Here is a 22,425-nt window from a genome sequence, read left to right on the forward strand (position 1 = left end):
AGCCGTCGGCCCCGCACCGCACCACAGCACCATCGCTTTGAACTCGACGAGGAGTAAAACATGTCGACGGCCAATCCGGCGACCGCGATCCAAGCGGCCGACATCATCACGGACATACATCCGCCGCAGAAGACCAAGCGGCGACTGATCAAGTCGTTCTACCCGACCTGGTTCTTCATCCCGGCAGTCGCGCTCTATGTCGTGTTCTTCGCCATCCCGACGTTCTCGTCGTTCTACTTCTCGCTGACGCGCTGGACGCTCTTCGACTCGCAGTTCATCGGCTTCGAAAACTTCGTCCAGTTCTTCCGCGACCCGCAGCTGTACACGAGCTTCATCCACACCCTGATCTACGCGGTCATCACCTCGGGCGCCAAGGTCATCATCGGCTTCTTCCTCGCGCTGCTGCTCACCGGACCGATCGTCGGCCGCGGCTACCTGCGGGCCGTCGTGTTCTTCCCCGTCCTGCTCTCCACCATCGGCGTCGGCATCATGTGGAAGTCGCTGCTCGACCCCTTCCACGGGATGGTCAACGCCGTCCTCGGATTCTTCGGGCTCCCGCAGCCCGGCTGGTTCACCGACCCGAACCTCGCGCTCTACTCGATCGCCGGCGTCGACATCTGGAAGGGCGTCGGCATCGCGACCCTGATCTTCATGGCCGGCATCGTCGCCATCCCGAACGAGTACTTCGAGGCGGCCAGGATCGACGGCGCCGGCTACTGGAAGATCCTCCGCCAGATCACGATCCCGCTCACCCGCGGGGCGACGGCGACGGTCATCATCCTGTCGCTGATCGGCGGTCTGCGGTCCTTCGACATCATCTGGGCCACCACCGGAGGCGGGCCCGGCTTCACCAGCGACGTGATCGCCTCCGTCATCTACAAGCAGTACCAGGCGGGCTTCTACGGCCTCTCGACAGCGGGCAACGTCGTGCTCTTCCTCGTCGTCACCGTGATCATGGTGCCGCTGTCGTACTTCCTGAACAGAAAGCAGGTGGAGCTGTGAGCCGCGCGCGCACCAGAGCCTGGATCACCGGGATCATCGCGATCCTCGTCTCCATCGTCGTCTTCCTCGTCCCCTTCATCTTCGTGCTGCTGCAGGCGGCGAAGTCGCCCGCCGAGGCGTCGAACCTCGCCTTCTCCTGGCCGCAGCAGTTCCTCTTCTTCCAGAACTTCTGGGAGACGCTCACCTCCAACGACGGCGTGATCTGGCGCGCGATCATCAACAGCGCCGTGCTCACGATCGGCTCGGTCGCCATCATGGTGGTCCTCTCGGCGATGGCCGGCTACGTGCTCGCCCGCAAGAAGAGCAAGTGGGGTCCGGTCGTCAACTTCTTCGTCCTCGCGGGACTGATCGTGCCCCCGGCCGTCGTACCCACCATCTGGGTGCTGCAGGGCCTGCAGTTGTTCGGGACGATGCCGGGGATGATCCTGATCGAGGCGACTTTCGGGCTCTCGTTCTGCATCCTGCTGTTCCGCGCGTTCGTCGGGAACATCCCGAGAGAGCTCGACGAGGCGGCGGTGCTCGACGGTTCAGGGCCGATCCGGCTGTTCTTCCAGGTCGTCCTCCCGCTGCTGCGGCCGGTGGTCGTGACGGTGATCGTGGTGCAGTCGGTGTTCGTCTTCAACGACTTCGCCGGACCGCTGTACTTCCTCCCCGGCGACCAGAACGTGACCGTCCAGCTCGCGCTGTACACCTTCTCCGGCCAGAACCTGAGCTTCTACAACCTGCTCTTCATGGCCATCTTCCTCATCACCATTCCTCCGCTCATCGCATACATCTTCTTCAACAGGCAGATCGTCGCCGGCATCACCAGCGGCGCCGTCAAGGGCTGACACGACCATGACCACGAACCGAAGCACAGGAGAAACCTCAATGAACTGGCAAGCTCGCATGATCGCCGCCGACACCGACTTCGACGGAGCGCCTCTGCTCCGCCGGGAGTTCAGGATCGACGGCGGCCACGGCGCGGTGACCTCCGCGACGCTCACCCTCAGCGCTCTCGGCGTGGTGGAGGCGTGGCTGAACGGCAGCCCGGTCTCCGACGACCTGCTGACGCCCGGGTGGAGCAGCTACGAGTGGCGCCTCCGCTACGCCACGTACGACGTGACCGCGCTGGTCGCCGAGACGAGCGTGCTCGGTCTCGCGCTCGGCAACGGCTGGTACCGCGGTCGTCTCGGCTGGTCGGGCCGCTCGGCGTTCTACGGTGACGAGCTCGGCGCCTTCGCGCAGCTGGAGCTCACCTTCGCGGACGGCACGACGCAGACCGTCGTGACCGACGCCGACGGCGGCTGGACCGCCGGACCGAGCGCCGTGCTCGCCAACGACCTCTACGACGGCGAGACCATCGACGCGCGCCGCCGCGACGACGCCTGGCTCTCCGCCGGCTTCACCCACGACGGCTGGGTCGGCGTGCACGCGCTGGACTTCGACACTGCGATCCTGACCCCGTACGTCGGCCCGCGCGTCCATCGCTGGAACGAGCTGCCGGTGCTGGAGATCAGCACGTCGCCCTCCGGCAAGACGCTCGTCGACTTCGGGCAGAACCTCGTCGGCTGGGTGCGGGTCTCCGTGCGCGGCGAGTCCGGCGCCGAGGTCACCCTCCGGCACGCGGAGGTGCTGGAGCACGGCGAGCTGGGCACCCGCCCGCTGCGGTCGGCGCTCGCGACCGACCGGTTCATCCTGAGCGGCGGGGACGACGTCTTCGAGCCGACCTTCACGTTCCACGGCTTCCGATACGCCGAAGTCACCGGATGGCCGGGGGAGTTGAAGCCGGAGCACCTGACCGCGGTGGCGATCGGCTCCGACCTGGAGCGCATCGGCACCTTCCGCACCTCCGACCCGATGCTCAACCAGTTCCACGAGAACGTGGTCTGGGGGATGCGCGGCAACTTCGTCGACGTGCCGACCGACTGCCCGCAGCGCGACGAGCGGCTCGGCTGGACCGGCGACATCGCCGCATTCGCGCCGACCGCGGCCTTCCTCTTCGACGTGGATGCGTTCCTCTCCGACTGGCTGATCGACCTCGACCAGGAGCAGCAGCACCACGACGGCATCGTCGGCTTCGTCATCCCGGACGTGCTCAAGTACGCCGACCGCGACACCCCGACCGAGTTCGGGCCTGTCGACTCGACGGCGATCTGGAGCGACGCCGCGGTCTGGGTGCCGTGGACGCTGTACCAGGCCTACGGCGACCAGGAGGTGCTGAAGCGCCAGTTCGGCTCGATGTCGACCCACGTGCGCCGCGTGAAGTCCCTGCTCTCGCCCGCCGGGGTCTGGGACGGCAACTTCCAGTTCGGCGACTGGCTCGACCCGGACGCCCCGCCGGAGGACCCGGCCAAGGCCAAAGCCGACAAGGGCGTGGTCGCCACCGCGTGCGCGTACCACTCGGCACGGATCGTCGCCGACACGGCGGAACTCCTCGGCCTCGCCGACGAGCACGCCGAGTTCGAGCGGATCGCCTCCGACCTGCGCGCTGCGTTCAACCGCGAGTACGTCGACGGCGGCATCGTGAAGAGCGACTGCACCACCGTGTACGCGCTGGCCATCGTGTTCGGCCTGCTCGATGACGCCGACGAGGTCGTCGCCGGAGAACGCCTGGCCGAGCTGAGCGCAGCGGCCGGCTACCGCATCTCCACCGGATTCGCCGGGACGCCGTTCATCACCGACGCGCTCACGAAGACCGGGCACCTGGATGCGGCGTACCGGCTCCTGCTCGAACGCGAGTGCCCGTCCTGGCTCTACCCGGTGACCATGGGCGCCACGACGATCTGGGAGCGCTGGGACTCGATGCTGCCGGACGGCACCATCAACCCCGGCGAGATGACCTCGTTCAACCACTACGCCCTCGGCGCGGTCGCCGACTGGATGCACAGGGTCGTCGGCGGCGTCGCCCCGCTCGCCCCCGGATACGCGAAGGTGCTCGTCGCCCCGCAGCCGGGCGGCGGCATCACCGAGGCGGAGACGACGCTGGACACTCCGCACGGCCGGGTCGCCGTCCGCTGGACGCTGACCGGCGATCAGCTCACCGTCGACGCCGAACTCCCCAGTGGGGTCGAAGGCGTGCTCCGCCTTCCGGGGCAGGAGGACCGCGCGCTCACCGGCGGCCCCGTCTCCACGACCGTTCCCTTCGCTGCACCGGCGCTCGCCGAGGCGGCAGTCGCATCAGAGAAATGACCAGGCACCATGACTGACCTCACCGCCATCTCCGCGGACCTCACCGATCAGGCGATCGAGCTCCCCTCCTGGGCGTTCGGCAACTCGGGCACGCGCTTCAAAGTGTTCGGGTCGCCCGGCACCCCGCGCGACCCGTTCGAGAAGATCTCGGACGCGGCGCAGGTGCACAAGCACACCGGCCTCGCCCCGACGGTCGCCCTGCACATCCCGTGGGATGTGGTGGACTCGTTCTCCGACCTGCGCAAGCACGCCGAGGACAACGGGGTGGGTCTGGGAACGGTCAACTCGAACACGTTCCAGGACGACGACTACAAGCTCGGCTCTGTGACGCACAGCGATCCGGCGATCAGGCAGAAGGCGATCGACCACCACCTCCGCTGCATCGACGTGATGGACGAGACGGGCAGCCGCGACCTGAAGATCTGGCTGGCAGACGGCACGAACTACCCCGGCCAGGACGACATCCGGGCCAGGCAGGACCGTCTCGCCGAGTCGCTGGCCGCGATCTACGCGCGGCTCGGCGACGACCAGCGGATGGTGCTCGAGTACAAGTTCTTCGAGCCGGCGTTCTATCACACCGACGTGCCGGACTGGGGAACCAGCTACGCGCACACGGTGGCGCTCGGCGACAAGGCGTTCGTCTGCCTCGACACCGGTCACCACGCACCGGGGACGAACATCGAGTTCATCGTGGCGCAGCTGCTGCGCCTGGGGAAGCTCGGCTCGTTCGACTTCAACTCGCGGTTCTACGCGGATGACGACCTGATCGTGGGAGCGGCCGACCCGTTCCAGCTGTTCCGGATCATCGCAGAGGTGGTGCGCGGCGGCGGCCTGAACAACCCCGAGGTGGCGTTCATGCTCGACCAGTGCCACAACATCGAGAAGAAGATCCCCGGCCAGATCCGGTCGGTGCTGAACGTGCAGGAGATGACGGCGCGCGCGCTGCTCATCGACAGGGAGGCGCTCTCTGTCGCCCAGGCCGCCGGCGACGTGCTCGGCGCCAACGGGATCCTGATGGATGCGTTCTACACGGATGTGCGCCCGGCGCTCGCCGAGTGGCGCGAGTCCCGCGGGCTCCCCGGCGACCCGATGGCGGCGTACGCGGCCTCCGGCTACCAGGAGAAGATCGAGGCGGACCGCGTCGGCGGCACGCAAGCAGGGTGGGGCGCCTGATGGCCGGCGAGACGGCAGAAGCACTCATCGCCCGGTCGAACCGGCTCGGCGCCGATCCGCGGAACACCAACTACGCGGGCGGCAACACGTCGGCGAAGGGCGCGGAGACCGACCCGGTGACGGGTGAGCCGGTGGAGCTGCTGTGGGTGAAGGGCTCCGGCGGCGACCTCGGCACGCTGACCGAGGCGGGCCTGGCCGTGCTGCGGCTGGACCGGCTGCGCGCACTGGTGAATGTGTATCCGGGCGTCGAGCGCGAGGACGAGATGGTCGCGGCGTTCGACTACACGCTGCACGGCAAGGGCGGCGCGGCTCCGTCGATCGACACGGCCATGCACGGGCTGGTGGATGCAGCGCACGTCGACCACCTGCACCCGGACTCCGGCATCGCGTTCGCGACGGCCGCCGACGGCGAGCGGCTGACCGCCGAGGCGTTCGGCGGGCGTGTGCTGTGGGTGCCGTGGCGTCGTCCGGGCTTCCAGCTCGGGTTGGACATCGCGGCGATCAAAGCAGCCAACCCAGAGGCGGTCGGCTGCATCCTGGGCGGCCACGGCATCACCGCGTGGGGCGACACCAGCGATGAGGCGGAGGCCAACTCGCTGTGGATCATCGAGACGGCCGCCGCGTACATCGCCGAGCATGGCCGGGACGAGCCGTTCGGAACCGTCCTGAACAGTTACGAGGCGCTGCCCGAGGCGGAGCGGCGTGCGAAGGCCGCGGCGCTCGCCCCGCACCTGCGTGCGCTGGCCTCCACCGACCGGGTGCAGGTCGGGCACTTCACCGACTCGGAGACGGTGCTGGACTTCCTGGCTCGCTCCGAGCATCCACGGTTGGCGGCGCTCGGCACCTCCTGCCCTGACCACTTCCTGCGCACCAAGGTGAAGCCGCTGGTGCTCGACCTGCCGGCCGACGCCTCCATCGAGGAGTCGGTGGCGCGCCTGGACGCGCTGCACGAGCAGTACCGGGCCGACTACCAGGCGTACTACGACCGGCACGCGACCGACGAGTCTCCCGCGATCCGCGGAGCGGATCCGGCGATCGTGCTTATCCCCGGCGTCGGGATGTTCAGCTACGGCGCGAACAAGCAGACGGCTCGGGTGGCCGGCGAGTTCTACGTCAACGCGATCAACGTGATGCGCGGGGCCGAAGCGCTCTCGACCTACGCACCGATCGACGAGGCGGAGAAGTTCCGGATCGAGTACTGGGCGCTCGAAGAGGCCAAGCTGCAGCGGATGCCGAAACCCAAGCAGCTCGCCGGGCGCATCGCGCTCGTGACGGGCGCCGCCTCCGGAATCGGCAAGGCCATCGCGACCAGGCTGGCGGCCGAGGGCGCGTGCGTCGTGATCGCCGACCTCGACCTGGAGAAGGCGCAGGCGGCGGCCGCGGAGATCGGCGGCCTCGATGTGGCCGTGGGCGTGCAGGCGAACGTGACAGACGAGCGCGCGGTGCAGTCGGCGGTGGATGCGGCGCTGCTCGCGTTCGGCGGGCTCGACCTCGTGGTCAACAACGCCGGACTCTCGCTGTCGAAGTCGCTGCTGGAGACGACCGTGGCCGACTGGGACCTGCAGCACGACGTGATGGCCAAGGGCTCGTTCCTGGTGTCCCGGGCAGCCGCCAAGGTGCTGATCGACCAGAGACTCGGCGGCGACATCGTCTACATCTCGTCGAAGAACTCGATCTTCGCCGGGCCGAACAACATCGCATACAGCGCGACGAAGGCCGACCAGGCGCACCAGGTGCGGCTGCTCGCGGCCGAGCTCGGCGAGTACGGCGTGCGCGTCAACGGGATCAACCCGGACGGCGTCGTGCGCGGCTCTGGGATCTTCGCCGGAGGCTGGGGCGCCAAGCGCGCCGCCGTCTACGGCGTGCCGGAGGAGGAGCTGGGCCAGTACTACGCCCAGCGCACCCTGCTCAAGCGGGAGGTGCTGCCGGAGCACGTGGCGAACGCGGTGTTCGTGCTGTGCTCGTCCGACCTGGACCACACGACCGGGCTGCACATCCCGGTGGATGCGGGCGTCGCGGCGGCGTTCCTGCGATGAGCGAGGCCGGGGCGGGGGCGGAGTCGCGGGTGCGGGCCGAGGTCGGGTCCGTCGCGGCCGTCGACCTCGGCGCGACCAGCGGGCGCGTCATGATCGGGAGGGTCGGGCCGGACACGCTCGACCTGACCGAGGCCGCACGGTTCCCGAACACGCCGGTCACCGTCTGGGAGGGCCACCGGCCCGGCCTGCACTGGAACATCGCCGAGCTCTACCGCAACGTCTCCGACGGGCTGGGGGAGGCGCTGCACGCCGAGCCGGACATCCTGAGCGTCGGGGTGGATGCGTGGGCCGTCGACTACGGGCTGCTGCGCGGCGGGGCGCTCCAAGGCATCCCGTACCACTACCGGGACGAGCGGGCTCTGGCCGGGAGTGACCTTGTGCATTCGCGCGTGCCTGCTGCCTCCCTTTACCAGCAGAACGGGTTGCAGTACCTGCCGTTCAACTCGCTGTACCAGCTCGCGGTCGACCGCGCGGCGGGCCGCCTCGACACGGCTGACACCATGCTGCTCATCCCGGATCTGCTCACATACTGGCTGAGCGGCGAACGGGTCGCGGAGCGCACCAACGCCTCCACCACCGGGCTGCTCGGCGCGGACGGCGCGTGGAACGATGCGCTGATCGACGCGCTGCAGCTGCCGCGTGGGCTGTTCCAGCCGGTGGTGGATGCGGGGACCGCGGTGGGCAGGCTGCTGCCGAGCGTGCGCGGTGAGTTGCGCATCCCGGGCGCAGGGCCGGTGGTGACGACGGTCGCGTCGCACGACACGGCGTCCGCGGTGGTCGCCGTGCCGCTGCGGTCGGAGAACGCGGCGTACATTTCCTGCGGCACGTGGGGACTGGTCGGCGTCGAGCTGCCCTCGCCGGTGCTGTCGGAAGCGGCGCGCGCGGCGAACTTCACCAACGAGGGCGGTGTGGACGGCAGGGTCAGGTTCCTGCACAACGTGATGGGCCTGTGGTTGCTGAGCGAGTGCATCCGGAACTGGCGGGCGAGCGGCCTGGCCGTGGATCTGGTGGAGTTGCTGGAGCGGGCGGAGGCGCTGACCGCGCCGGTCGCGGTGTTCGACGCGAACGACCGGCGGTTCCTGGCGCCGGGGGACATGCCGGCGCGGATCGCGGAGTGGTGTGCTGAGCACGGCGTCGCTGCTCCGCGCGGGCCGGTCGAGTACGTGCGGAGCATCGTGGAGAGCTTGGCCGAGGCGTTCGCGTCCGCTGTGCGGACGGCGGCGGAGCTGTCCGGTCGTGCCGTCGACACGGTGCACATCGTGGGTGGCGGGGCGCGGAACCGGCTGCTCTGCCAGCTGGTCGCGGACCGCTGCGGGGTGCCGGTGCTCGCCGGGCCGGTCGAGGCGACCGCCATCGGCAACGTGCTGGTGCAGGCGCGGGCGCACGGCCTGGTCGGCGGCGACCTGGAGGCGCTGCGCGCCCTGGTGCTGCACACCCACCCGCCGCGCGAATACACGCCGGCGCTCGCGAGACACCAGTAACTGTCGCGAAACGCCCGGGATGCGGCGCAGATACTGGCAGCTCGCTGGGCCGGGTGGGCTACGTGCTGTGGAAAACCTCGGGGAGGACGGCCGCCTGCTGGTCCGCCCGGCCGGTCATGGCCTCGAAGAAGGGGGCCATGGTCGCCTCCCAGCGCGCGGCGATGGGGGAGGCGGCGAGGTAGGCGGTGCTCGCCTCGGGCGAGTCGGCCTCGTAGTAGCCGACGAGCATCCCGTCGTCCGCGAGGAACAGCGAGTAGTTGCGTCGCCCTGACGCCTCGATCTCGCGCAGCATCTCCGGCCACACCGCCGCGTGCGCCCTCCGGTACTCGTCGAGCAGCTCCGCCCGCACGCGCAGCACGAAGCAGACGCGCCCGCCGCCCGCGGCCTCTTGTCCATCCCGCATCCTCGCGCTCCTTCTCAGCCCGGCTCTCCTTACCCTGAAACGATTCAACCACGCGAGACGCCAGTAACTGTCGCGAAACGCCCGGGATGCGGCGCAGATACTGGCATCTCGCGAGGCGACCGCGCCGGGGTGTGGAGAACCCCGGCGACGATCAGGATGCGCGAGCAGCCGTAGCCTCGGTGTCGGCCAGTTCCTCGACGGCCTCCTGGCGGGGCGACATCGTCAGCCGGGGGCGCCAGGCGGCGAAGCGCAAGCGGAGGCTGCGGTACTTGATCAGGTAGAACACGCCGACCAGTGCCGCCGCGAATCCGGAGGCTGCGCCCACCCCCATCGCCCAGCGCGGGCCGAACGTGTCGGCGACCCAGCCGACGATCGGCGCGCCGACGGGCGTTCCGCCCATGAAGATCGCCATGTAGATGGCCATCACGCGTCCGCGGAGTTGCGGGTCTGTGGTCATCTGGACGGTGCCGTTCGCAGTCGTCATCAGGGTCTGCGACGAGACGCCGATGACGATCAGCGCGAGGGCGAACAGCCAGAAGCTCGGCATCACGGCGGCCAGTGCGCAGCCGAAGCCGAAGAACGCGGCCCCGGCGAACAGCAGCGCGACCCTGGGCCGCTCGCGGCGCGCGGCCATCAGAGCGCCCGCCACCGAGCCGATCGCCATGATCGACGACAGCAGACCGTACTCTCCTGCGCCCGCGTGGAAGACCGAGACCGACATCGTCGAGATGAAGATCGGGAAGTTGAGGCCGAACGTGCCGATCAGGAACACCATCACCAGGATCACCATGATGTCCGGGCGGCGGCGCACATAGCGGAAGCCCTCGACGAGGCCGCCGCGCTGGCGCTTCGCCCGCTCCGACCGGTACAGCTTCTCGACGCGCAGGAACTTCAGCGACAGCAGCACCGCGCCGAAGGTCGCGGCGTTGATCAGGAACACCCAGCCCGCCCCGACCACCGCCACCAGCAGGCCGGCGACCGCCGGACCGATCAGGCGGGCCATGTTGAAGGACGCAGAGTTGAGCGCGACCGCGTTCGACAGGTTCGGCCCGATGACGAGCTCGGAGACGAAGGTCTGCCTGGCCGGGGCGTCGAAGGCCGCGACGCAGCCGAGGAGCAGCGCGAACACGTAGACGTGCCACAACTGCACGACGCCCGTGACGGTCAGGATGCCCAGCCCGAGGCCCAGCGTGCCCATCGCGCCCTGCGTGGCCATGAGCAGCTTGCGGCGGTCGAGATGGTCGGCCGCCCATCCGGTGATCGGCAGCAGGAGCAGCTGCGGGCCGAACTGGAGGGCCATCACGAAGCCGACCGCTGCGGCGTTGTTGTGGGTGAGCTGGGTGAGGACGATCCAGTCCTGCGCCGTGCGCTGCATCCAGGTGCCGACGTTGGAGACGATCGCCCCTCCGGCCCAGATGCGGTAGTTCACTCCCGAGAGGGAGCGGAACATCGCGCTCACGAGTCGGCCAGCTCACGCAGGATGGTCGCCGCCTCCGCCAGCGTCGCCTTCTGTTCCTTCGTGAGGGTGCTGAGTCGTTTGTGCAGCCAGGCGTCTCGGCGGCGCCTGGTCTCCGCGACGAGCGCGAGGCCGTCATCGGTCGGGACGACGACCACCTTGCGGCCGTCGTCGGCGTCCGGTGTGCGACGCACGTACCCGGCTTCTTCGAGGCAGTTGATGGTGCGGTTCATCGACGGCGGCTTGACGCGTTCGTGGTCGCTCAGCTGGCCGATGGTGCCCGAGCCTTCTCGCACCAGGAACGCGAGCGCGGAGGTTTGCGTGTCGCTGAGCTCGTCGTCCGCCTTCTCCGCGCGCAGCCGACGGGAGAGCCGCGCCACTGCAATGCGGACGGCGGTGCTGAGGTCGTGGGTGGAGAGTCGCTGAGCCATATATCGTTAGCCTAACAAATTAGTCTTGCTAAATAAATCCCGTTCGCCGTCGGCGTGCGCCAGAATGGCGACGTGCCCACCTACGACGACGCTCACGGCATCCCGATCACCTACGACGTGTATCCGGTCGACAACCCGCGAGCCGTGGTGCAGGTCGCGCACGGCGTCGGGGAGCACGCCGGTCGCTACCGGTTGCTGGCCGAGCACCTCAACGCGAACGGCTACACGGTCTACGCCGACGACCACCGCGGGCACGGGCGCACCGGCATGGCGCAGTGGGGCGACCCGGCCAAGCTCGGCCGGCTGGGCGTCGGGGGCCTGCGCGCTGCAGTGGATGCGCTGCACGCGTTCTCCGGCATCATCCGGGCGGAGAACCCCGACCTTCCCCTCGTGTTCTTCGGCCACAGCTGGGGCTCGCTGATGGAGCAGATGATCCTCAACAAGCACAGCGCGGAATACGACGCCGCCGTGCTCTCCGGCACCGCATACCGCGTGCTCGGGTCGATGAACAGCGGCGACCTGAACAAGCGGCACGCGCACCTCGGCACGACGGGCGCCGAATGGCTCAGCCGCGACCCCGCCGTCGCGCAGGCGTTCGTCGACGACCCGCTGACCACGCTCACGCCGCTGGCCAAGCTGTTCGGGCTCGCCGACGCGTCCCGGCTGCTGGGGCGGCCATCCCGGTCGTTCGCGAAGAACCTGCCCCTGCTCATCCAGGTGGGCGGGGACGACCCGCTCGGCGGCGAGAAGAGTGCGCGCAAGCTGGAGCACGCGTACCGGGAGCGGGCGGGTCTCACCGATGTGACCACGATCGTGTACCCCGGCGCCAGGCATGAGATCTACAACGAGACCAACAAAGAAGAGGTGATGGCCGACCTCACCGCCTGGCTGGATGCGCGCATCCCGTCGCGGGTGTGACCGCCAGGCCCGCAGCGCGGCGCGGCGATCTAGGCTGTAGCCATGCACGGTGAATACAAGGTCCCTGGCGGCAAGCTCGTCGTGGTCGATCTGGATGTGGTGGACGGCAAGCTCGCGAATTTCCGCCTGGCGGGTGACTTCTTCCTCGAACCGGACACGGCGCTCGAAGCGATCGACCGATCGGTGAACGGCCTAGCCGCCGAGGCGGACGCCGCCACGATCGCCGCGGCGGTCCGCGGCTCGCTGCCGGAGGGCGCGACGCTGCTCGGCTTCTCGCCGGAGGCGGTCGCCGTCGCCGTGCGCCGTTCGCTGGCCCGCGCGACGAGCTGGCGCGACTACGACTGGCAGATCGTGCACTCCAAGGCTGTGCCTCCTGTGATGCAGATGGCGCTCGACGAAGTGCTCGCCAGCGAGGTCGGCGACGGCCGGCGCGGCCCGACGCTGCGCATCTGGGAGTGGAACGAGCCCGCCGTGGTGATCGGCAGCTTCCAGTCGGTCAAGAACGAGGTGGATGCGGAGAACGCGAAGAAGTACGGCTTCGACGTCGTGCGGCGCATCTCCGGCGGCGGCGCGATGTTCATGGAGGCCGGGTCGGTCGTCACGTACTCGATCTACGCCCCGGCCGACCTGGTGCAGGGGATGAGCTTCGCCGACAGCTACGCGTTCCTGGACGAGTGGGCGATCGTCGCTCTCAAGTCGCTCGGGATCGACGCGTTCTACCAGCCGCTCAACGACATCACGAGCCCGAAGGGCAAGATCGGCGGGGCGGCGCAGAAGCGCCTCGGCTCCGGTGCGGTGCTGCACCACGTGACCATGAGCTACGACATGGACGGCCAGAAGATGACCGAGGTGCTCCGCATCGGCCGCGAGAAGATCAGCGACAAGGGCATCGCCAGCGCCGCCAAGCGCGTCGACCCGCTGCGCAGCCAGACCGGCCTCACCCGTGCGGAGATCATCGACCGCATGAAGCAGACCTTCACGCAGCTCTACGGCGCGACCCCCGGCGACATCACCCCCGAGGAGTACGCCGCCGCCGAGAAGCTCGTCGCCGAAAAGTTCGCCACCCCCGAGTGGCTCTACCGCGTCCCCTGACGCTCCCTTCCGCCCGCGCCCGCTCATCCATCGAGCCCAGGCTTTTTCCCGCTAACCATGCGTTTCAGCGGGAGAAACCCTGGGCTCGATTGCGTTGGATGCGGGGGTGTTGTTAGGTTAGGCAAAGCTTAGTTAGTTAAGCCTTACCTAACCACACCAGAGATCGAATTCAGCGAGACGGCTTGCGCCGTCCCGCTCACAGGAGCGCCATGAGACCGATGAGTTCCCCGTCCACCGCCGCACCGGCCGCAGCGAAGAGACGCGGCACGCGTCTGCTCGCAGCGCTGGTCGCAACCGCCCTCGCGACACTCGGCGTCACCGCGGTCGCCACCCCGGCGCACGCCGCAGGTCCCGCCGTCTCGGCGCAGAACATTCCGGCGGCGGGCGGCACGATCACCCTCACCGGCAGCGGCTTCACGCCCAGCAGCCAGGGCGTCTACCTGGGCGTCGGCCCGACCGGCCTCCCCGGCTTCTACCTCGGCGCCAGCAGTCTCATCACCAGCGAGACGATCTGGATCGCGCCCGGCAACGTCGACGGCACCAGCCCCTCGGGTCGCACCGCCCCGATGAACGCGGACGGCACCTTCTCGGTGACCGTCACCGTCCCGGCGGCAAGCCCCTCCATCCCGACGTATGCGGTCTACACGTCCAAGGGTCACGGTCAGGGGATGAGCGACACCAGCCAGAACTCCACCACCCCGCTGGTCTACGCCCCTGCACCGCCCACCGCGACCGCCCTTGCCCTGTCGTCGAGCGCGGCGAACGTCACGGACGGCTCGCCCGTCACTCTGACCGCGACGGTCAGCCCCGCCGCGGCGGGAACGGTCACGTTCAAGGACGGCGCGACCGCGCTCGGCACAGGCACGGTCTCCGGCTCCACGGCGACGCTCACGACGAGCGCCCTCGCCGTCGGCGCGCACTCGATCACCGCAGCGTTCGCCCCGGCAAGCAGCACGGCGTTCGCCGCCTCCACGTCGTCGGCGGTCGCCGTGACCGTCACCGCCGTCGGCGTCCCGGCCGCCGCCTCCGTCGCGGTCGCCCCGGCCACGGGTCTCGACCCGGCCGGCTCCTCCATCACCGTCACCGGCGCGAACTTCGCGAAGACCGGCGGCGCCGTCCCCGGCGTCTACGTCGGCGTCGGCCCGAAGTCGGCCATCGCAGAGCCGTCCTGGAACCTGACCGCTTCGCTGTTCCAGGGGGTGGCCTGGGTGCGCACCATCGGTGCGGACGGCGCGTTCACCAGCACGCTGAGCGGCATCACGAAGGTCTTCACCTCGAACGGACGCCAGGTCGACTGCTCCACCGAGGAGTGCGGCGTCTACACCTTCGCAGCGCACGGCCTCGCCGACCGCAGCCAGGACACGTACACGCCCATCGCGTTCGCCGCCCCGGCTGTGACGCCCGTCGCGACCAGCCTCCGCCTCACCACCTCCTCGGCCAGCACGGCGGCCGGAGCCGGTGTGGATGTGACGGTCACCGTCTCGCCCGTCGCCGCGGGAACCGTCAGCATCCTCGACGGCAGCACCGTCGTCGCGGCCAACCTGGTGCTGCGCAACGGCGCGGCGACCATGCGCATCTCCACCCTCCCGCAGGGCGTCCGCGCGCTGAGCGCCGTGTTCACCCCGGCCGACCCGTCCGCGTTCGCCGGGTCGTCTGCCGCGCCGCTCACGCACACGGTGACGGCCCCGCCGGTCGTCACGACCCCGACCGATCCCGTGGTCGGGATCACCCCGAACACTCCGGCAACTCCGGCGGAGCCTGTCTGCGTCGCCCGCTCGATCAGCGACGCGACGCTGAACTGGGGCGTGAAGTCCAGTTTCCGCACGTACATCTCGGGCGGCATCGCCAACGGTTCGTGGAACCTGTCCGGCGTGACGTACTCCGGCGGCCAGTTCGGCTGGAGCAATGGATCCGGCAGCTACAACGCGGTCGACGACAAGGGCGTCGCCCGCTTCCCCGGCAGCGTCTCGTTCACCGGTCACAGCGGTGTGCTCAACCTGGTGCTGTCGAACGTCGCCATCAAGGTCACGGGACCGAACTCGGCCACCATCGTCGCCGACGTGCACTCCACCGACATGGGCGGAGCGGCCAGCGATCACTCCGGCATCGCCTTCGCCTCCGTGGCGCTGAGCAGCGGAGCGTCCGGCTCGCGGGTGACGGCGACGGAGGCGCCCGTCACGCTCACCGCGGCCGGCGCCACCGCGTTCGCCGGGTTCTACGAGGCCGGCACCGCGCTCGACCCCGTGTCGTTCAGCCTGCCGCTCGGCGCGACCGTCGCCTGCGACAGCGCAACGGCGTCCAGCCTCGCCACCACCGGCGGGGGCGACGCGGGCAACTGGCCGCTGCTCGGCGGCCTGATGATCCTCGTCGGCGTCGCGGCGGTCGTCGCGGTCCGCCGCCGCGCCTCCGGCCAGACAGTGGCTCAGGCGTGACCTCTCGCACGGAAGCACTCGTGGGCGGGGCCGTCGGCTCCGCCCACGGGCGTCGGCCCTCGCGCTCCGCTCGGCTCCTGCGGCTCGCCGCCGTGGTCGCCGTAGTCGCGACACTCTCCGGATGCGGGACGACCGCCGCCACCTCGGCCTCGACCCCCGCCGTCTCCAGCACCACCCCCACCCGGAATGCGCGCGCCGGCCTTGCGGACCCGCGCACCATCAGCGGTCCGTCGACGGCGGCCCCAGTCGCCGAGGTCGTCCCGATCACCACGAAGCCGAAGCCGACGCTGCCGGTCACCGTCGAGGACGCGTCCGGCACGAAGGTCACGATCGCCGACACCAGCCGCATCCTCGCGCTCGATGTCTACGGAACGCTCGCCGAGACGGTCGTCGGCCTCGGCCTCGGCGACAAGCTGGTCGGGCGCGGCGCGTCGAACACGCTCGGCGTGATGCGGAAGCTCCCGCTGGTGACCCAGAACGGCCACGAATTGAACGGCGAGGCGATCCTCGCCCTGCACCCGACGCTCGTGCTCACGGACACGACGCTCGGGCCGCGCGATGTGCAGGAACAGTTGCGCGCATCCGGTGTCCCCGTGGTGTTCTTCGACGCGGAGCGCAGCATCGCGACCATCGGAGCGCAGATCGAGACGGTCGCGCACGCGGTCGGCCTCGACGCGGACGGGAAGAAGCTGTCCGCCCGCGTCGCCGTTGACCTCGCGGCGGCGAAGAAGACCATCGCGGAGCTCGCGCCAACCGGCGACGACCGGCTGCGCGCCGCTGTGCTCTACGTGCGCGGCAGGGCGGGCGTGTTCTTCCTGTTCGGCACGGGGATGGGCGCGGACGACCTGATCGACGCCCTCGGAGCCGTCGATGTGGCGACCGAGGCGGGCATCACGGGCGCGAAGCCGGCCAACAGCGAAGCTCTGCTCACCACCAACCCGGACGTGTTCATAATGATGACCGACGGGCTCGCCTCCACCGGCGGCGTCGACGGGCTCCTCCAGCGCCCGGGCGTCGCAGACACGGCGGCGGGCCAGCATCGCCGGATCGTGGACATGAACGACGGACAGTTGCTGTCGTTCGGCCCGACGACGCCCGCCGTGCTGCTGTCGCTCGCCGACGCGCTGTACCGGCCGGAGGCCGGGAAGTGACGCAGGCGGTGGCGAAAGAGCAGGCGGGACGCGGCGCGGAGCCGGACGCGCGACACGACGCGCGACACGACGCGCGACACGACCCACTCCCTGGATCCGCCCGCGTCAGCGCCGTCACCCGGGCCCGCCGCCGCCGCATCCCGGTGGTCGTCGGGCTGATCGTGCTGCTCCTGCTCGCCATCCTGGTCTCCGCGGGCGTCGGTCAGTTCGCTCTCTCTCCGGCCGAGATCGCAGCCTCCATCGCCCGTCGCCTCGGCGTCGCGCCCGCGGCGACCGGCCCGGCCACCTACGCGGATGGCGCCCTCTGGAACATCCGCTTCCCCAGGGTGGCGCTCGGCATCGTCGTCGGCGCCGCCCTCGGCGTCGCCGGCGCTCTGATGCAGGGCGTCTTCGCCAACCCGCTCGCCGAACCGGCGGTCGTCGGCGTCTCCGCGGGCTGCGCGGTCGGGGCGTGCGCCGTGATCGTGTTCGACCTGCAGCAGTTCGGCCCGGCGACCATCCCGGTCGCCGCCTTCGTCATGGGCGTGCTGACGACCGTGCTCGTCTACGTGCTGTCCCGCGCCAGAGGTCGCACGCAGGTGCTGATGCTCGTGCTCACCGGCATCGCGATCAACGCCGTGGCGAACGCCGTCATCGCGTTCCTGGTCTTCTCTGCCGACACCGCCAGCCGCGAGCAGATCATGTTCTGGCAGCTCGGCTCGCTCAACGGCGCCACCTGGGCGGCGGTGGCCGTCACGTTCCCGCTGCTGATCGTCGGCGTGGGTGGCGCCTGGCTGCTCGCCAGGCGACTGGATGCGCTGGCCCTCGGCGAGCGGAGCGCCAGGCATCTCGGCGTCCCGGTCGAACGCGTGCGGCTGCTGGCGATCCTGCTGGTCGCGCTGCTCACCGCCGTCGCCGTCTCGTTCGCGGGCATCATCGCGTTCGTCGGCCTGATCATCCCGCACCTGCTGCGGCTGCTCATCGGACCCGGCCACGCCGCCCTCATCCCGGCCAGCGCGCTCGGCGGCGCGCTCCTGATCAGCGCAGCCGACCTCGCCGCCCGCACCGTCGTGCCGTTCGCCGACCTGCCGATCGGGATGTTCACAGCCCTCGTCGGAGGCCCGGTGTTCTTCGTGCTGCTCCGGCGCACCATCGCAGGCAAGGAGGGAGCGGCATGACCGGCGCAGCAGCGAGCGGCACAGCAACGAGCGGCACAGCAACGAGCGGCACAGCGATGCGCGGCGTCACTCTCAACGTCGACGGTCGCACCCTGCTCTCCGATGTCGACCTCGCGGTGCGCCCCGGCGAACTCGTCGCCCTCATCGGCCCGAACGGCGCAGGCAAGTCGACGGCGTTGTCTGTGCTCGCGGGCGACGTCACGCCCGACGTGGGCGAGGTGACCATCGACGACCGGCCGCTGGCGCGCATCCGGGTGCAGGAGCTCGGCCGCCTGCGCAGCGTGCTGTTGCAGCAGAAGGGCGTCTCGTTCTCGTATCCGGTGCGCGACGTCGTGGCGATGGGACGGATGCCGTGGGCGCGCGTCCAGCCGGACCTCGCTGCGCCGGGCCGTGCTGCCACGGACGACGAGATCGTCGCAGACGCCCTCGCCCGCACCGACACGACCCACCTCGCCGACCGGGATGTGACGACCCTGTCCGGCGGAGAGCTCGCCCGGGTCTCGCTCGCCCGCGTCGTCGCGCAGCGCTGCCGCGTCGTGCTCCTCGACGAGCCGACGGATGCACTCGACATCGGCCACCAGGAGCAGGTGCTCGCGCTCGCCGCCGGTCTCGCCGCCGACGGCGCCGCCGTGCTCGCGGTGCTGCACGACCTGAACCTCGCCGCCGCCTACGCCGACCGGATCGTGCTGCTCGCCGACGGCAAGGTGGTCGCCGACGGTAGCCCGCGCGCGGTGCTCACCGGCGAGCGGCTGAGCGCCGTCTACGGGCATCCGGTGGAGACGATCGACCACCCGATGACGGGCGCCTTGCTCGTGCTGCCGGTGCGCGCCCCCGGAGCAGTGCACCCCCGGACGGGGGACATTCTCAGCGCTTTCGGGTAACCTGACCGGCGTGAACTGGTGGATCGTCGGCGCAATCGTTGCCGCAGTGGTGCTCGTTGTGGTCGCGTCGAAGCTCGGCTGGATCGACTTCTCCGACAAGACGCGAAAGTCCGGCGGCTCGTCGAGCAGCATCGTCGGCATCGGCGACGAGGTGTTCGCGCCCACCCGCCACGAGGCGCAGGTCGAACTGGACCGTCAGAGCATGTTGCCCGCGCCCGCCCCGCTCCCCGGAGACGGCGACAAGGGCATCTGGGAGGGCGGCAGGATCAGGATCGACGTGCGCTCTAACGCGCCTGCAGATCCTGATACTCGGGATGCTCCCTGAGCCAGTGCCGCACGTACGGGCAGGTCGCGACCACGCGCAGGTCAGTGTTGGCGCGCACATCGTCGAGTGCGCTCTGCACCAGCTGTGACGCCATCCCCTTCTCCCTCTTCTCCTCGTCGACGACGGTGTGCGTGAACACGATCGCGTTGTCGCGCAGGTCGTACTCGGCGACGCCGATGCGCTCGCCGTCTTTGAGGAGTGCGTAGCGGGACGATTCCGGCTGCTTCACCACGGTGAGACTCATGCCGCCAGGCTAACCCGGCAGCGCGGCTGCGCAAGCACTGCGAGAATAGGGGAATGCTGGATGACGCCACCGCGGATGCGGCACCTGCGGATGCGCCCGGCCCCGAGCTGCCCGGCCCCGAACTGTCCGGTGCTGATTCTCTCTGGCACCCGGATTCGCCGAGCACCGTCGTGCACTCCGACAACCTCCAGGTCGTCGCAGCCCTTCCCGACGAGTCGTTCACGCTGATCTACCTCGACCCGCCGTTCAACACGGGCCGGTCGCAGACCAGGCGGAGCACAACGTCGGTGCGGTCGGCGGGAGGCGCGGGGAGCGTCACCGGCTTCAAGGGCCGCAGCTACGAACGCATCAAGGGCGACTTGCTCCGCTACGACGACCGTTTCGAGGACTACTGGTCGTTCCTGGAGCCGCGGCTGATCGAGGCGTGGCGCCTCCTCGCCGACCACGGAACGCTCTACCTGCACCTCGACTACCGCGAATCCCACTACGCCAAGGTGCTCCTGGATGCGCTGTTCGGCCGGGAGTCGTTCCTCAACGAGATCATCTGGGCCTACGACTACGGCGCGAAGTCGAAGAACAAGTGGCCGACCAAGCACGACACGATCCTGGTCTACGTGAAGAATCCCGCAGGCTACTTCTTCGACTCGTCGACCGTGGACAGGGAACCGTACATGGCTCCCGGCCTGGTCACGGCCGAGAAGGCGGAGCTCGGCAAGCTGCCGACCGATGTCTGGTGGCACACCATCGTCTCGCCGACCGGCCGTGAAAAGACCGGCTATCCGACGCAGAAGCCGGAAGGCATCCTCCGCCGCATCGTGCAGGCGTCGAGCCGCGAGGGCGACTGGGTGCTCGACTTCTTCGCGGGGAGCGGCACGACCGGAGCGGTGGCAGCTGCACTGGGGCGGCGGTTCCTGCTGGTGGACAGCAACCCGGACGCGATCGGCGTCATGCGCGCGCGCTTCGGGGCGGCGGAGCCCGCCGTGCGGTTCGTGGAGGCGTAGCGGGCCGCGCATCCACTGTCGTCGACACAATCTAGCGTTTTCGCTAGAGAGGTGTAGAAAATCCTATTCCAGACACCCCGGAGCACCCATCCGGAGAACACCAAGGACCGTGTGGAAGGGTGGGGGACTATGCGAACCGCGCTCCGTCCCCTGCCCTTCGTCTGGGGTGCGCTGGGCACCGCCGTGGTGTTCGCGCTCGTCTATCTGGTCTTCGTGCAGAGCTACATGGGCCAGGTCATCGACGAGCGGGCGTTCGCCGGCGCGGACGAGTGGAAGGGCGACCTGGTCGAGTTCGCCCACACGTTTCTGAATGCGCTGCCCGCCGCTTCGGTGATCCTGGGCTGCATCGCGGCTCTCGCGATCGTTGCGTTCCGCCGCAACTGGGCCGTCTTCTTCATCGCCGTCGCGGCGGCGGCACTCGCCAACGGCAGCACGCAGTTGCTTAAGTACACGATTCTCAGCCGGCCGCCGAAGGGGGTCGATGTCGGCCTCGCCAACTCGCTGCCCTCCGGTCACACCACGGTGGCGGCGTCGGCGGCGCTGGTCGTCTTCCTCGTCGCGTCGCCGCGCTACCGTCCCCTCGCCGCGGTGATCGGGTCGATCTTCACGATCGCGGCCGGCGCCTCCACCCTGGTGGAGCAGTGGCACCGTCCGAGCGACGTGGTCGCCGGGATGCTGGTGGTCGCGTTCTGGGGATGCATCGCCGGCCTGCTGTTCTCCTGGATGCGCACGCGGACCGCCGAGCGCCCCGTGCGCACCAAACTGTGGCCGCTGCTCTGGATCGCGGTCGTGTGTGTGGTGGGGGCGGTGGCGGCGCTGCTGGTGACCTACTTCTCTGCGCAGGGCGGAGCGACGCAACACCTGTTCGTGGCATACGCGGGCGGTGTGGCCGCGATCGTCGCGACCGGCTTCGCGCTCGCGGTGCTCGGCAACCGCGTGTTCCGCGCGCTGGCGTAGGCGGTCGCGACGGTCGCGCCCGTCGGCTCGTGCGAAATGTGCGGTCCGGGGCGCCCGCACCGCACTTTTCGCACGAGTCGTGCGGCAGCGGCTACGTGCTCAGCCGCACCACGAGCTCGGTCGGGAGCAGCGTCACGCGGTCGACGGGCTCGCCCTCGATGCGTCGCACCAGGACCTCGGCCATCGTCTCGCCCAGGCCGACGGACGGCTGGTGCACCGTGGTGAGCGGCGGCGTCGCGGTGAGGCCGAAGTAGTCGTCGTCGTAGCCGACCACCGCGATGTCGCCCGGGATGCTCAGGCCGGCATCGTGGATCGCCGAGTACGCTCCGGCCGCCATCTGGTCGTTGGCCGCGAAGAGGCCGTCGATCGGCACGCCCCGGGCGAGCAGGCGGCGCATCGCCTCCATGCCGGAGACGGGGGAGAAGTCGCCGTACTCGACCAGCGTGGTGTCGAGGCCGTGCGCCTCCATCGCCCGGTGCCAACCGGTGGAGCGGTCGAGGCCGGCCGGCATGTCCTGGGGGCCGGTGATGAGGGCGATGTTGCGGCGGCCGCGGGCGATGAGGTGCTCGGTCGCGCCGAGCGCGCCCGCCACGTTGTCCACGTCGACGAAGGAGGCGTTGTGCTCCGTCTCGCTCACCGGGCGTCCGCCGTAGACGATCGGCAGCGTCGATCCGAGCTGCGCGTACGAGTGGTCTCCCGAGTGGTGCGAGACGACCAGGGCGCCATCCACGTTGCCGCCCATCAGGTATCGCCTGGTCTTGTCCGGATTCAGCTCCGAGGAGATGACCATGTTGAGCGTGTACTCCGTGTCGGCCAGGTGCAGTGCGACGCCCTGGACGATGGAGGCGAAGAACGGGTCGGCGAAGACCTTGGCCGTCGACTCCGGCACGACCAGCGCGATCACCTGGGTGCGGCGGGACGCGAGGGAGCGGGCCGCGCGGTTGGGCACGTAGTTGAGCTCGGCGATCGCCTTCGTGACCGCCTCCGTGACCTCCGGCGTGACCTTGGTCGACCCGTTCACCACCCGGGAGACGGTCGCGCGCGAGACACCGGCGCGTGCCGCCACCGCTTCGAGGGTGGGCACGGACCGGCCGTCCACCTGCTCCGAGGTCAT

At 69.8% G+C, this 22,425-nt stretch carries 20 protein-coding genes; 15 read left to right on the plus strand and 5 right to left on the minus strand.

From position 1 onward, the window contains the following. Nucleotides 1-60: 60 nt before the first annotated feature. Genes AC37TH_RS05330 through AC37TH_RS05355 form a run of 6 tightly spaced genes read left to right on the plus strand, consistent with a single transcriptional unit; the run spans nt 61 to nt 8,863 of the window. Nucleotides 61-1,002: a carbohydrate ABC transporter permease gene (locus AC37TH_RS05330; protein ID WP_490763299.1), complete on the plus strand. Its 942-nt coding sequence runs from the start codon at nt 61-63 to the stop codon at nt 1,000-1,002. Further along, nucleotides 999-1,832: a carbohydrate ABC transporter permease gene (locus tag AC37TH_RS05335; RefSeq protein ID WP_490763300.1), complete on the plus strand. Its 834-nt coding sequence runs from the start codon at nt 999-1,001 to the stop codon at nt 1,830-1,832. The genes AC37TH_RS05330 and AC37TH_RS05335 overlap by 4 nt, the downstream gene beginning before the upstream one ends. Nucleotides 1,833-1,872: 40 nt before the next feature. Next, complete coding sequence (locus AC37TH_RS05340; RefSeq protein WP_490763301.1) at nt 1,873-4,173, plus strand: alpha-L-rhamnosidase; 2,301 nt, start codon at nt 1,873-1,875, stop codon at nt 4,171-4,173. Between the two features lie 9 nt (nt 4,174-4,182). Next, nucleotides 4,183-5,346: an L-rhamnose isomerase gene (rhaI, locus tag AC37TH_RS05345; RefSeq protein ID WP_490763302.1), complete on the plus strand. Its 1,164-nt coding sequence runs from the start codon at nt 4,183-4,185 to the stop codon at nt 5,344-5,346. Continuing rightward, nucleotides 5,346-7,382: a bifunctional aldolase/short-chain dehydrogenase gene (locus AC37TH_RS05350; RefSeq protein WP_490763303.1), complete on the plus strand. Its 2,037-nt coding sequence runs from the start codon at nt 5,346-5,348 to the stop codon at nt 7,380-7,382. Before rhaI ends, AC37TH_RS05350 begins: the two co-directional genes overlap by 1 nt. After that, nucleotides 7,379-8,863, plus strand: coding sequence for a rhamnulokinase (locus AC37TH_RS05355; RefSeq protein WP_490763304.1), 1,485 nt, complete (start codon nt 7,379-7,381; stop codon nt 8,861-8,863). Before AC37TH_RS05350 ends, AC37TH_RS05355 begins: the two co-directional genes overlap by 4 nt. A 58-nt stretch (nt 8,864-8,921) precedes the next feature. Here the strand turns inward: AC37TH_RS05355 and AC37TH_RS05360 are convergent, their stop codons facing one another. The 3 genes from AC37TH_RS05360 to AC37TH_RS05370 form a co-directional block, all read right to left on the minus strand. Next, entirely contained in the window at nt 8,922-9,266 is a 345-nt protein-coding gene (locus AC37TH_RS05360; protein ID WP_490763305.1) for an L-rhamnose mutarotase, read from the minus strand. Nucleotides 9,267-9,417: 151 nt separating this feature from the next. Beyond that, nucleotides 9,418-10,716 carry an MFS transporter gene (locus tag AC37TH_RS05365; protein WP_490763859.1) on the minus strand — a complete coding sequence of 433 codons (1,299 nt, stop codon included), beginning with the start codon at nt 10,714-10,716 and terminating at the stop codon, nt 9,418-9,420. Between the two features lie 5 nt (nt 10,717-10,721). Continuing rightward, nucleotides 10,722-11,153, minus strand: coding sequence for a MarR family winged helix-turn-helix transcriptional regulator (locus tag AC37TH_RS05370; RefSeq protein WP_490763306.1), 432 nt, complete (start codon nt 11,151-11,153; stop codon nt 10,722-10,724). A gap of 72 nt (nt 11,154-11,225) precedes the next feature. Between AC37TH_RS05370 and AC37TH_RS05375 the strand changes: the two genes are divergently transcribed. From AC37TH_RS05375 to AC37TH_RS05405, 7 genes are all read left to right on the plus strand, one after another. Then, complete coding sequence (locus AC37TH_RS05375) at nt 11,226-12,071, plus strand: alpha/beta fold hydrolase (protein ID WP_490763307.1); 846 nt, start codon at nt 11,226-11,228, stop codon at nt 12,069-12,071. 42 nt (nt 12,072-12,113) lie between these two features. Next, nucleotides 12,114-13,163, plus strand: coding sequence for a lipoate-protein ligase LplAB (gene lplAB, locus AC37TH_RS05380; RefSeq protein WP_490763308.1), 1,050 nt, complete (start codon nt 12,114-12,116; stop codon nt 13,161-13,163). Between the two features lie 218 nt (nt 13,164-13,381). Further along, the gene (locus tag AC37TH_RS05385; RefSeq protein ID WP_490763309.1) at nt 13,382-15,595 is read left to right on the plus strand and encodes an HtaA domain-containing protein; all 2,214 of its coding nucleotides are present in this window, start codon (nt 13,382-13,384) and stop codon (nt 15,593-15,595) included. Next, nucleotides 15,592-16,746, plus strand: coding sequence for a heme/hemin ABC transporter substrate-binding protein (locus AC37TH_RS05390; protein WP_490763310.1), 1,155 nt, complete (start codon nt 15,592-15,594; stop codon nt 16,744-16,746). Before AC37TH_RS05385 ends, AC37TH_RS05390 begins: the two co-directional genes overlap by 4 nt. Next, nucleotides 16,743-17,903 carry a FecCD family ABC transporter permease gene (locus AC37TH_RS05395; protein ID WP_490763311.1) on the plus strand — a complete coding sequence of 387 codons (1,161 nt, stop codon included), beginning with the start codon at nt 16,743-16,745 and terminating at the stop codon, nt 17,901-17,903. The genes AC37TH_RS05390 and AC37TH_RS05395 overlap by 4 nt, the downstream gene beginning before the upstream one ends. After that, nucleotides 17,900-18,784, plus strand: coding sequence for a heme ABC transporter ATP-binding protein (locus AC37TH_RS05400; protein WP_490763312.1), 885 nt, complete (start codon nt 17,900-17,902; stop codon nt 18,782-18,784). The genes AC37TH_RS05395 and AC37TH_RS05400 overlap by 4 nt, the downstream gene beginning before the upstream one ends. Before the next feature lie 10 nt (nt 18,785-18,794). Continuing rightward, nucleotides 18,795-19,109, plus strand: coding sequence for a hypothetical protein (locus tag AC37TH_RS05405; protein WP_490763313.1), 315 nt, complete (start codon nt 18,795-18,797; stop codon nt 19,107-19,109). Here the strand turns inward: AC37TH_RS05405 and AC37TH_RS05410 are convergent. Continuing rightward, complete coding sequence (locus AC37TH_RS05410; protein WP_490763314.1) at nt 19,069-19,353, minus strand: GNAT family N-acetyltransferase; 285 nt, start codon at nt 19,351-19,353, stop codon at nt 19,069-19,071. The two genes, AC37TH_RS05405 and AC37TH_RS05410, sit on opposite strands and share 41 nt — an antisense overlap. A gap of 53 nt (nt 19,354-19,406) precedes the next feature. Here AC37TH_RS05410 and AC37TH_RS05415 point away from each other — a divergent pair, with 53 nt between their 5' ends. Both AC37TH_RS05415 and AC37TH_RS05420 read left to right on the plus strand, forming a co-directional pair. Beyond that, nucleotides 19,407-20,354: a DNA-methyltransferase gene (locus AC37TH_RS05415; protein WP_490763315.1), complete on the plus strand. Its 948-nt coding sequence runs from the start codon at nt 19,407-19,409 to the stop codon at nt 20,352-20,354. A 129-nt stretch (nt 20,355-20,483) separates the two neighbouring features. Next, a complete protein-coding gene (locus tag AC37TH_RS05420) occupies nt 20,484-21,311 on the plus strand; it encodes a phosphatase PAP2 family protein (protein WP_490763316.1) in 828 nt (275 codons plus the stop codon). A 91-nt stretch (nt 21,312-21,402) separates the two neighbouring features. Here the strand turns inward: AC37TH_RS05420 and AC37TH_RS05425 are convergent, their stop codons facing one another. Further along, nucleotides 21,403-22,425, minus strand: a complete 1,023-nt coding sequence (locus tag AC37TH_RS05425) for a LacI family DNA-binding transcriptional regulator (RefSeq protein WP_490763317.1) — start codon at nt 22,423-22,425, stop codon at nt 21,403-21,405.

It is taken from the genome of Leifsonia sp. McL0627, assembly GCF_058244615.1.